We start from the raw sequence: 12116 nt of genomic DNA, 5'->3' as shown, positions 1-12116 counted from the left end.
GCCCAATGGCACCGAACCATCATCGCCTACATGGGCCAAACCCGGCGCTGCTTCCGCGGGTGCGCTTCGCTTACCACGCGCTACTAAATCTCGCGTGCACATGAAGATGGGGATTCCATGGGCATGTGCACGTTATGTATATAGAAGGTTGGTAAAACAATACCGATGGCGCCTTGGCTTAATGCCCCCACACCACAAAATAGGGGTTGAGCTTTTCGCTGGGGTTGGCGTAGCTAAGCGCGGTGCCTTCCAGGGTTTCTACCCGGCCGCCAGCTTCGAGCACAACCGCATGAGCGGCGCCGGTATCCCACAAACAGGTGGGGCCCAAACGTGGGTAGGCATCGGCGAAACCTTCGGCAATGATGCACAACTTTAACGAACTGCCCATGGGCAGCATGGTGTGCTCACCCAACTGTTCCAACCAAGCGGCCAAATCAGGGCTGGGGTGCGAACGGCTACCCACCACGCGCCACGTTACGCCCTCTTTAGGCTTGCCTGCCACGGAAATGGCCTTACGACTACCATCGGCTTCAACCTTAAACGCGCCCAGCCCCCGCGCGGCCACATAGGCCACCTCCAGCGCTGGCGCAGTCACCACGCCGAGCACCGGCTTACCGTTTTCAATCAGGGCAATATTGACGGTGAACTCACCGTTACGCTTGATGAACTCTTTGGTGCCATCCAGCGGGTCGACTAGCCAGTAGCGGCCCTCAGCATCAGCACCGGAAAAACCCTCGATGTCCTCTTCAGAGAGGATCGGGATCTGCACCGGCAGCGCCTGTAAACCGCGCACAATAACGTTGTGCGCGGCCATATCAGCCTCGGTTAACGGGCTTTTATCTTCCTTCTCCTCCACGCTAAACTCGCGGGCGTAAACACTCATGATGGCGACATCAGCTTCGCGGGCAATGCGTTCAACGGCATCCAGCAGTGCTTGATCAATAAGCGCCATAATCTAATCCCTCTATAAGACTTAGTCCTTAAAAACCTAGCCCTTAAAAACCTAGCCCTTTAAGATTTAGTCTTTAAGACCCAGCCCTTGCATAAAAAAAGCTGCCAAGTAGCAGCCAACCTCGCCACCACCTGACAGCTAGCGCATTCAAGTCAGCTAATCATTCCACGTTCACGCAATGCAGCGATCACAGCGTCAGCCGCTTCTTCAGCGTCCATTTCAGATGTTTTCAAATGAACATCCGGTGCCTCAGGCGCTTCATAAGCGGAATCAATCCCAGTGAAGTTTTTCAGCTCTCCACGGCGGGCCTTTTTGTAGAGGCCTTTCGGGTCACGTGCCTCAACAACATCCAGCGGAGCATCGACAAAAATCTCCATGAACTCGCCCGCTTCCAACAGATCCCGCGCCAACTGGCGCTCGCTGCGGAAAGGCGAGATAAACGCCGACATCACAATCAGCCCGGCATCCACCATTAGCTTGGCGGTTTCCGCTACCCTGCGAACATTTTCAACGCGGTCAGCATCGGTAAAGCCTAAATCACGATTCAAGCCATGGCGCACATTATCGCCATCCAACAGGTAGGTATGATGGCCGTGGGTGAAGAGTTTTTTCTCGACCAGGTTAGCAATGGTCGATTTACCTGCTCCGGAAAGCCCGGTGAACCACAGCACAGCTGGCTTTTGTCCTTTGGCCAACGCACGTGCCTGTTTATCAATATCCACATGTTGCATATGGATATTCTCGCTACGCCGTAAGGCGAAGTGCAGCATTCCTGCGCCAACCGTATTGTTGCTCATACGGTCGATGAGGATAAAGCCGCCGGTATCGTGGTTGTCTTTATAGGCATCGAAGGCAACCGCACGGTTAAGGCTTAGGGTACAAATACCAATACCGTTCAAATCAAGCTGCTTGCTCGCCGTGTGTTCCAGGGTATTCACATTGACCTGGTACTTGATATCCGTCACGGTCGCGGAAACCGTTTGGGTGCCCAGCTTCATCAAGTATGGGCGACCCGGCAACAGCGGCGCTTCGTGCATCCACACCAGGGTGGTTTCAAACTGGTCGGCAGTATGGGCTGGCTGGTCTACGCCGGAAATCACATCGCCACGGGAAATATCAATCTCATCTTCCAGCAACAGTGTGATGGACTGCCCGGCCACGGCCTCATCCAGGTCACCATCCAGGGTATAAATCCGTGAAACAGCGCTGGTATTGCCAGAAGGCTGAACGCGGATTTGATCACCCGGGTGCACCACACCGCTAGCCACCATGCCGGTAAAACCGCGGAAATCCAGGTTGGGCCGATTGACCCACTGCACGGGCATGCGGAAAGGCGAGCGCTGAAGGTGCTCCGCATCCAGCTCGACCGTTTCCAGGTAACCCAGCAGCGTCGTACCGTGGTACCAAGGCATTTTAGCGCTGTGTTCTATGACGTTGTCGCCCTTCAGCGCCGACATGGGAATGAAGGTGATGTTCTCCAGTCCCAGCTGTTTGGCGAAAGCGCGGTACTCTTCCACAATCTGATCAAAACGCGCTTTGGAGTAGTCGACCAAATCCATCTTGTTAATGGCCACCACCACGTGGCGCATGCCCATTAACGACATCAAAAAGCTATGGCGGCGGGTTTGGGTCAAAATGCCGTGGCGGGCATCGACCATCAAGATAGCAGCATCAGCCGTGGAAGCCCCTGTCACCATGTTTCGGGTGTACTGCTCGTGGCCTGGGGTATCCGCCACGATAAACTTGCGCTTCTCGGTGGAAAAGAACCGATACGCCACATCGATGGTAATACCCTGCTCGCGCTCTGCGGCCAAACCATCTACCAGCAGCGCAAAATCCATCTCGCCGCCCTGGGTGCCGTATTTTTTCGAATCCGCCTCAATGGAGGCCAACTGGTCTTCAAACAGCAACTTGGACTCAAACAGCAAACGGCCAATCAGAGTACTTTTGCCATCGTCCACGCTGCCGCAAGTAATAAAACGCAGCAAGCCCTTATGCTCGTGGGCTTTCAGGTAGCCTTCGATATCGTCAGCAATCAGGTCAGATGAGTGAGACATTAAAAATACCCCTCTTGCTTCTTCTTCTCCATGGATGCCGCACTATCGCTATCAATCACCCGGCCCTGGCGTTCCGATGTTTTGGTCAGCAGCATTTCTTGAATAATGGCAGGCAAGGTATCCGCTTCTGACTCAACCGCACCGGTGAGCGGGTAGCAGCCCAGGGTGCGAAAACGTACTTTACGCATCATAGGCACTTCACCCGGTTCTAACGGCATGCGTTCATCATCGACCATAATCAGCGCACCATCACGCTCCACCACCGGCCGTTCAGCCGCATAGTAGAGCGGCACAATGGGGATATTCTGCAGATAGATGTACTGCCAGATATCCAGTTCGGTCCAGTTGGAGATCGGAAACACGCGTATCGACTCTTTACCATTCTTGCGGGTGTTATAGAGCTTCCAAAGTTCGGGGCGCTGATTTTTCGGATCCCAGCGGTGCTGTGCAGTACGGAACGAGAAAATACGCTCCTTGGCACGGGACTTCTCCTCATCGCGCCGGGCGCCGCCGAAAGCCGCATCAAAGCCGTACTTATCCAGTGCCTGCTTCAGGCCTTCGGTCTTCATTATGTCGGTATGAATCGCCGAGCCGTGGGTAAACGGATTAATGTCCTTCTCGACGCCCTCCGGGTTGATGTGCACCAACAGATCCATACCAATCTCTTCCGCCATATTGTCGCGGAATTCATACATGGCCCGGAACTTCCAGCGGGTATCAACGTGCAGCAGCGGGAACGGCGGCGGCGAAGGTGCAAAAGCTTTACGGGCCAAGTGCAGCATGACTGCCGAGTCTTTGCCAACGGAATAAAGCATTACCGGGTTTTCAGTCTCGGCAACCACTTCGCGCATGATCTGAATGCTTTCCGCTTCCAGTCGCTGTAAATGGGTGAGTGATGTCATCATCTATCCCAACAATTGTGTGAAAAAACATAGCGTGAAAAATTTGTTCTTAAGTGCTAAGAAGCCAAGCCAATATCGGCAGGTACCGGCACTAACCAAAACATCGTATGTTACGCTAACCAAACCGTTATTTCTGGGCTGGCTGACAACCAAGCGCCCTGACATGTCAAAGCGTCTAGTCTCTTACTGTGTTGACTTCGCCATCTTGCCCCTTATTTAACCAGCGCTTGTATACTGGACAAATAATTATTCCCCAGGGCTAGCGCTTAAACAGCGCATCCAAACGTACCTTGCAATTAAAATTAATACATCGGCTGCAGAGATATTCCTCGCGAGACATGCCACCCTTGCCAACGCTGGTCAGCACTTTTTGCTATTCCATGAGGCTAGCTGTCACCTACTTGTATCAACACCGTTGCTTTAAGCGCAGTTACGGTAGGAACGGGTTTGCTGACGGCTCAACGGGATCATCAAACTACCCTGAAGCAGCTTTACGATTTGCATGGAGAGCCGAATTACCCTTTCACGTGATAAGCCTATAATGCTCAAACTTATCGTTAATCAGCTGTATTTAGATTTTTATCAATTAAAACATCGCAGATTTACAAACATTAGACTCCATCATAAAAGCCTGCGTAAAATCCAGCAAGCGAACCATGAAGTTACCGTATTTTAAGGACCCACCATGACCCCCTGGGCCGTTCTGCTTTCCATTACGATTTTATTAGCGCTGTTAATCAGCGGGCGTGTAAAGCCCGCCATTGCTTTTGCCACATTAGCCGCTATTTTTTTGCTGCTCGGGTTTGTCGACACCGCCACCCTGCTCAACCAATACACCAACCCCGCGCTCGCAACGCTGCTGCTCTTGCTGCTGGTATCGCTGGCGCTTGAACGTTCGCCCTTGCTGGACTGGCTTTCGCGCCACCTATTAAAAGGCCACCCGCGGCTTGCTACGGCACGCTTAATGGGAAGTACGGCGGTACTTTCCGCTTTTTTGAATAACACAGCCGTGGTAGCAGCCTTTCTCGGGGCTATTTCACGCCAGCAGCGTATCGCCCCTTCACGGTTATTAATCCCGCTCTCTTACGCTTCAATCTTGGGCGGTATTACTACACTCGTGGGCACATCCACCAACCTGGTAGTGAACTCATTCAATTTAAGTGCCAGTGGCAGCGAGCTGGGCATGTTCCAATTTAGTTTGGTGGGTATACCTGTGGCGCTGATTACCCTTTGCGTTCTAATGTGGCGTGCTAACGCCTTACCTCACCATCAATTGGAAGACACCAACGAAAAGCTCTCCTACTTTCTAGCAGCAGACCTAGAGCCAGACTCAACCATGATTGGGAAAACCATTGAAGAAAACGGCCTGCGCAGCTTAGAGGGGCTTTATTTACTGGAAATAGAGCGACAAGGACGACTGATAAGCCCCGTGGCACCGGATGAGCAACTGCAAGCCTATGACACGCTGGTTTTCACGGGCGAAGTAGGCAAAGTGCAAGCCCTACAACGCTTTCCAGGGCTGCATTTATTTGGTCATCAAGCAGATAACCTGCTGGCAACCAACCTAGTCGAGGTCGTTATTTCCCACGAATCCGAGCTGTCAGGCAAAACCCTGCAGGATGTAGATTTTCGCAGCATGTTCAGTGCTGGTGTGGTTGGTATAAGGCGTGGAGAAAAACGCTTAGAGGGCCAGCTGGGAAAAATTCCCTTACGTGTAGGTGACTGCTTACTGCTAGCGGTGAGCGCCGATTTCCGCCAGCACCGCAATCTAGACCGTAACTTCCATTTACTGAGCGGCAGTTTCACCCGGCCGCAATTGAGCAACAGGGAAAGCCTATTCACCGTGGGCGGGTTTGCGGCAGTGATCACCCTAGCCACCGCCAATTTACTGCCACTGTTCCAGGGGCTATTGATGCTGCTGGGTGGGCTGCTGCTTATGAAAGTGATTAGCCTGGCGGAACTGCGCCGCCGTTTCCCGTTTGAGCTATGGCTGATTATTGGTTCGGCGTTAGCGATTGCCCAAGCACTGGAAAACTCAGGCGCGGCGGGCTTGTTAGCCAGCGGTATGCAGGGGCTGTTCAGCGGCTACGGTATCTATGCCGCATTTGTGGGTTGTTATCTACTAACGCTGCTACTCACAGAAACCGTGACCAACAACGCCGCTGCCGCGCTAGCCTTTCCGGTGGCCTGGAGCACCGCCCACGCCTTTGGCGCCGACCCACTGCCGTTTGTGATGGCCGTAGCGTACGGCGCCAGCGCCTGCTTTTTGATCCCGTTTGGCTACCAAACCCACCTGATGGTCTATTCACCCGGGCGCTACCGCATCACGGACTTCCTAAAGATCGGCTTGCCGGTCAGCCTGACCTATTCAGCGGCGGTACTGCTGATTACGCCGCTGGTGTTTCCGTTTTGAAGTGTGGGTGAATCGTGAATCGTGAATCGTGAATCGTGAATCGTGAATCGTGAATCGTGAATCGTGAATCGTGAATCGTGAATCGTGAATCGTCAGGAGTATAGGTCTCGTAGCGCGTGGTAGCGAGAAAGCGAGTTCAGCGAGCGTTTTGAGGCACCCGCGGGAGGCGGTGGAACGACGCCCAATAGCAATCAACCAACTCAGCCTGCACGAACCAACCCCGGCACCGCTGCACGCTGCTTTCGCGCCGTGCCGCCGCTGCGGGTGCGCTTCGCTTACCACGCGCTACAAAGTTAGTGCTCCAACACCGGCGAGTAGTGCCAGTCCCCGACTGACGTTGCCCTTGAAGGTATTACGTCTCCGTTTCCTCAATTAGACGCGGGCTTGGCGGAAACCACTGGCCCGTAGCAGCAACACGGCACTGCACCTTATCAAGAGGAGACAATTTCAGAGGCAGATGGAAACCCACATACCCGCCACGCGGCGGCAGCAAACGACACAACTCCTGGCGAAACTCCACCGCGCGCACGGTGCTGGTAAGCTCACCATTGACCCACAGTTCGACCTCCAACGGCACATCTCGCTCATCCGCCCACCAAGCCCAACCATTGACACCCTCCGTGGTGGCCTCCACAAGGCAAGCATGCGCCCAGGGCTGGTTCGACTTGAACATCTCATAACGTGAATCAAACAATGCGGAGGCATACTGGTAAAGCTCAATGTCTCGTCTATTCAATTTCCTGAGTTCAGCGAGATCCTCTTCATCAAATTCATACTCGTCCTCCAGACGAGTCTTACCCTGATTATCTTCGCGCTCAAGAATGCGGGTTGCAAAACGATCATTCAACATTTCCAGACTTTCAGAATAACGTTCTGTTAAGCCTATAAACCCGATAGCCTCAAGATTTACCCTGGAAAAGGCCCTGCGCTGACGATTCCGCATCGCTGGGTCTGAATAGAACTCCTTAAAGCTTCCTTTGTAATCCATATTCCTGACAAAGTGCTCATATTCAGATGCAATGCGTTGCAGTGGTTCACGAAGGAAGGTGATGGTGTTTCCCACGCCCCACAGGGAAACAAAGCGCACGATAGGCACATGCCCTACGATCATGGCTGGATTATCAAGTGCCTGCCTGAACTGCCAGAAATCAGGTTGATCGACATGCAGAGACTCCTTCACAAAAGGAGACGTCGCCTTAGCATTCGGACCATAATCATAAACAATTCGCTCTGGCGAAAAATACGTTTCAGCACCCTTGCGAAAGCTTGTCCCGGCAGTTTTAGGTATGTGCATAAAAAAAAGCGACATCTATTACATCTCCTTTATACAACGCCCGCTTACCAATCACTTCAGCGTAAAGTTGGCGAGAGTCCATTCATAAATGAGTATTCTTGAGATATCCACTATTATGAGCAGAATCAGGTGCATCCACCGTAGCGCGTGGTAACGAAGAACGCGAGTTCAGCGAGCGTTCTTAGGCACCCGCGGGAGGCGTCGGGACGACGCCCACTGGCACCCAACCAACCCTGCCTGCACGAGCAAACCCCGGCACCGCTGCGCGCTGCACCCGCGGGTGCGCTTCGCTTACCACGCGCTACTAAATCTCGCATGCACATGAAGGTGAGGATTCCAAGGCCATGTGCACGTAATCACGCCACCGGGATCGAGTGATAACCGTAGCGCGTGGTAACGAGAAAGCGAGCTCCGCGAACGTTTCGAGGCACCCGCGGGAGGCGTCGGAACGACGCCCATTAGCACTACTCTACCGTCACGCTCTTAGCCAAATTACGCGGCTTATCCACATCCGTGCCTTTCACCAGCGCTACGTGGTAGGAAAGCAACTGAAGCGCTACCACGTGCAACACCGGCGAAAGCAGGCCGTAATGCTCTGGCATCATCAGCACATTGACGCCTTCAGAGGACTTCACGGCACTGTCGCCATCGGCAAACACATACAGCTGGCCGCCACGGGCGCTGACTTCCTGCATGTTGGCTTTTAACTTCTCCAACATCTCATCGTTGGGAGCCACCACGACTACCGGCATTTCTGCATCGACTAACGCCAATGGGCCATGCTTTAACTCACCCGCCGGGTAAGCTTCCGCATGAATATAGGAGATCTCTTTAAGCTTAAGCGCCCCTTCCAACGCAATGGGGTAATGCCGCCCACGGCCTAAGAACAGCGCATGATGTTTATTAGCAAAGTGCTTCGCCCAGGCTTCAATGCTGGGTTCAAGCGCAAGCACCTTATCTACCGCGATGGGAAGGTGACGCAGCTCATCAAGGTAAGCTTTTTCATCTGCTTCACTTAAGCGCTGGTTGGCTTTGGCAAGCAGCAGAGTAAGCAGGAACAGCGCACTTAGCTGAGTGGTGAACGCCTTGGTAGAGGCAACGCCAATTTCCGGCCCGGCGCGGGTAATAAATCGCAGCGCTGTTTCACGCACAATGGCGGATTCCGGTACGTTGCAGATCGCCAAGGTATGGGTATGGCCTAGCGATTTAGCGTGGTGAAGCGCCGCCAGTGTATCCGCCGTTTCACCAGACTGTGAGATAACCACTACCAGCTGTTTAGGATTAGCAACGCTTTGACGGTAACGGTACTCGCTGGCGATTTCGACGTTGCAGGGGATGCCCGCCACTTGCTCAATCCAGTACTTAGCGGTCATGCCCGCATAGCTGGAAGTACCGCAGGCCAGGATTAGCACGGCTTCTACCTGGTCGAAAATATCAGCGGCTTTTGCACCGAAGATGCCCGGCTGTAGCTGCCCTGCCCCGCTAATCATTTCCAGCGTATTGCTAAGCGCCTGGGGCTGCTCGAAGATTTCCTTCTGCATGAAGTGATTGTAGTCACCCAGCTCTACCGCATTAGCGCTCAAGCTTGAAGTAATGACCTTACGATCGACCGGCTGGCCAATACCATCAACGACAACCACCGCTTCACGGCTTAGACGAGCCACATCGCCGTTTTCCAGATACATCAAACGCTTGGTAGTGGAGATCAGTGCGGAAGCATCAGAAGCGGCATAGTGCCCATCATCTCCAATGCCCAACATTAGCGGCGAACCTTCACGGGCCACCACTAAGCAGTCCGGCTCTTCTTCACTAATCACTGCCAGAGCAAAGGCTCCTTTTAGATGCTCAACGGCGCACTGCACGGCAGAAAAGAGGTTTTCCGCTGGCTCACCAATTTGGCCTTTAAAGCAGGCCTGGATCAGGTGGGCGATGGTCTCGGTGTCGGTGTCTGAAGTAAATTCATACCCCAAGCCCTGCAACTGGGTACGCAACGCTTCGTAGTTTTCGATAATGCCGTTGTGCACCACCGCCAAACCACCGGAGATATGCGGGTGGGCATTACGTTCTGCCGGTACGCCGTGGGTGGCCCAACGGGTGTGGGCAATACCCACATGACCACTTAGCGCCTTTTCCTTCACTAGGGCGGCTAATTCCGCCACACGCCCTTTAGAGCGGGCACGCTGCAAACCGCTGCTTTGCTCACCCGATAGCAGGGCTAAACCCGCTGAATCGTAACCGCGATACTCCAATGTAGATAAGCCTTCCAAAAGAAAGGCGGTGCTATCCTTTGCGCTTACCGCGCCAACAATTCCGCACATAAAGATCCTATTTTAGATAATTAAATCTTTTGCTTAACATACCATTCTTAAACCTGATAACAGGCAAACTGAATACACTTTGACATGCCCTTACTATCAAGCATGGTTTATATTCAATGGGACTTTTAAGTAATGTTGACCATTATCTTCAGCCGGAGGGGCTTTACCTGCGCGCATATTCACTTGTACAGACGGTATTAGTAAGCGCGGCATTGGTAGTTTTTCATCACGGGCGCGACGCATAGCAACGAACGCATCTTCATTTGTCCCTTCACGCACATGCACGTTATGCCCCCGCTCCTCCCTCACAGTCGTAGCATTCCTAAATTCCTGGCGCCCGGCAGTCTTGTAGTCATGGCACATATAGAGCTGTATTTCATCTGGCAAACTTAGCAACTTTTGTATTGAACGATACAGTTGACGCGCATCGCCACCGGGAAAGTCACAACGAGCCGTGCCAAAATCAGGCATAAACAATGTATCACCTACAAAGGCAAAGCTATCATTTACCAAGTAGGCAACGCACGCTGGCGTATGGCCTGGGGTGTGTAAAACTCGCACCGGCAGGTTTCCAATGGAAAAAGTATCCCCTTCATGAAACAACTGATCAAACTGGCTTCCATCCCTCTCAAATTCAGTGCCCGCGTTAAACACCTTCCCGAAGATATCTTGCACTTGAATAATTTGTGCACCAATACCAAGCTTTCCGCCTAGCTTACTCTTAATATAGGGCGCAGCAGAAAGATGGTCTGCGTGAACATGCGTTTCTAAAATCCATTCAAGTTTCAACCCTTGCTCGCGAATGTACTCAATGATTACATTCGCAGATTCAAACGATGCAGTGCCTGATGCATAGTCAAAATCCATTACTGAATCGACAACAGCACAACACTGCGTAGCGGGGTCACTGACCACATAACTAAAGGTATTAGAATCACTATCGAAAAAGTCTTTAACTACTGAATGGGCCATAGCTGTATACCTTAATTAATCATGTAAAAAAGAAACAAGATAGTCCGCTGCTTGATCAGCACCAGAAGGCGAAATTGCCGGATAGCGCTCCTGGTTTAACAGGTGCTCCATCTCGCAGGAGAATTTGCCATCTGCCAACGCATCGCGTGAGATTTGTGCTGAAAGGCCGACCTTTTCAATCCATTGCACCAGACTATCAGAGTCTGGCCAATCATCGCGGGCTACAAATAACAGTGGTAACCCCGTAGCCGCTGCTTCAACGAAAGTGCCATAACCCGGTTTGGTTATCATAAGGTCAACCGATGCCATCAGGTCTTGATACATCAAGTCGGTATGAGAGACCGCGTGAAAGTATGACGCTAAAACTCCCTCACCTTTAATTGCTGATAACTGTGAATCGGGTAGAAGATAATGCACCGGCCGCCCATGCAACTCATTGGCCCAATGCCTTGCAGAGAGTGAGAGAGCCATTCCCCCCATACCGACCAAAACGATGTAACAGTTCGCTGGTAGAGCCAATCGTGCAATGAGCGCTTCACGCTGGCATCGCCCTACGCGCCCGATGGGAGCTACCTGAAGACGATTATCAAGCCAAAGCATAGGCATACTGGGGGCTGGTTGAATAAACACCTTGGCTTGTTGGTACGCTTGCCTCGCCTGATCCTTCCAGTACTTGGCCTGTTCACTGCTGAAATAACGCTCTATTACCTCTGCCCAATTCAGTGAACAAATCACCGCGCTAGGAATGGCCGCATACTGCGCAGCTGCCAGTGGTAAATAAGCAACATCGGTAAGCACGTGGGTTACGTGTTGCTGCCGCAACCACGTGGCCAATGCTTCCACTTTCAAATCCCATTGGTCGTGAAGCGCAGTATAGGCCGCTTCACTGGCATTTAAGTCCACATCAAGCGCACTCGTCATACGCATACCGATATCATCTTCAACGCAATAGTGCGTAAACGCTGGTGATATCCACTCCTGAAGCACAGTGGTAGCAAGCGATGAGCGTATCGATAACTTTATACGAGGATAACGACTGGATAGCGAATTGATGACGGCGCTGGCTTGGCTAAGATGGCCAAGGCCATGACCTGAAATTGTAACCAGAAGGTGCTGTCCATGCATAAAAAGACTCCGATGCTATTACCGATGGTTGATCAGTATCGTACCGGAAAAGAGGGAATCAATAGCAACAGCACCCATAGAAC

Annotated in this window: 8 protein-coding genes; 1 reads left to right on the top strand and 7 read right to left on the bottom strand. The window is 52.4% G+C overall.

Annotated features, from left to right (window positions below; genetic code table 11):
* Positions 1-178: 178 nt before the first annotated feature.
* The 3 genes from cysQ to cysD form a co-directional block, all read right to left on the bottom strand.
* Positions 179-952, bottom strand: coding sequence for a 3'(2'),5'-bisphosphate nucleotidase CysQ family protein (gene cysQ, locus LMS44_RS07620; protein WP_498947203.1), 774 nt, complete (start codon positions 950-952; stop codon positions 179-181).
* Between the two features lie 152 nt (positions 953-1104).
* Positions 1105-3009: a bifunctional sulfate adenylyltransferase subunit 1/adenylyl-sulfate kinase gene (cysN, locus tag LMS44_RS07615; RefSeq protein WP_498947202.1), complete on the bottom strand. Its 1905-nt coding sequence runs from the start codon at positions 3007-3009 to the stop codon at positions 1105-1107.
* Positions 3009-3911 (bottom strand): sulfate adenylyltransferase subunit CysD, encoded by a 903-nt coding sequence (gene cysD / locus LMS44_RS07610; RefSeq protein WP_027958948.1) that lies wholly within the window; start codon positions 3909-3911, stop codon positions 3009-3011. The genes cysN and cysD overlap by 1 nt, the downstream gene beginning before the upstream one ends.
* Positions 3912-4596: 685 nt before the next feature.
* Between cysD and LMS44_RS07605 the strand changes: the two genes are divergently transcribed.
* Positions 4597-6324 (top strand): SLC13 family permease, encoded by a 1728-nt coding sequence (locus tag LMS44_RS07605; RefSeq protein WP_498947201.1) that lies wholly within the window; start codon positions 4597-4599, stop codon positions 6322-6324.
* A 352-nt stretch (positions 6325-6676) separates the two neighbouring features.
* Here the strand turns inward: LMS44_RS07605 and LMS44_RS07600 are convergent, their stop codons facing one another.
* The 4 genes from LMS44_RS07600 to LMS44_RS07585 form a co-directional block, all read right to left on the bottom strand.
* A complete protein-coding gene (locus tag LMS44_RS07600; RefSeq protein ID WP_498947200.1) occupies positions 6677-7633 on the bottom strand; it encodes a sulfotransferase family protein in 957 nt (318 codons plus the stop codon).
* Positions 7634-8082: 449 nt separating this feature from the next.
* Entirely contained in the window at positions 8083-9936 is a 1854-nt protein-coding gene (gene glmS, locus LMS44_RS07595; protein ID WP_498947199.1) for a glutamine--fructose-6-phosphate aminotransferase, read from the bottom strand.
* A gap of 96 nt (positions 9937-10032) precedes the next feature.
* Complete coding sequence (locus LMS44_RS07590) at positions 10033-10908, bottom strand: MBL fold metallo-hydrolase (protein WP_138800591.1); 876 nt, start codon at positions 10906-10908, stop codon at positions 10033-10035.
* A gap of 15 nt (positions 10909-10923) precedes the next feature.
* A complete protein-coding gene (locus LMS44_RS07585; protein WP_498947198.1) occupies positions 10924-12033 on the bottom strand; it encodes a hypothetical protein in 1110 nt (369 codons plus the stop codon).
* Between the last annotated feature and the right edge of the window lie 83 nt (positions 12034-12116).

The organism is Halomonas profundus (genome assembly GCF_020865425.1).
Lineage (GTDB): Bacteria > Pseudomonadota > Gammaproteobacteria > Pseudomonadales > Halomonadaceae > Vreelandella > Vreelandella titanicae.
This window is presented reverse-complemented; position numbering and strand designations above follow the sequence as displayed.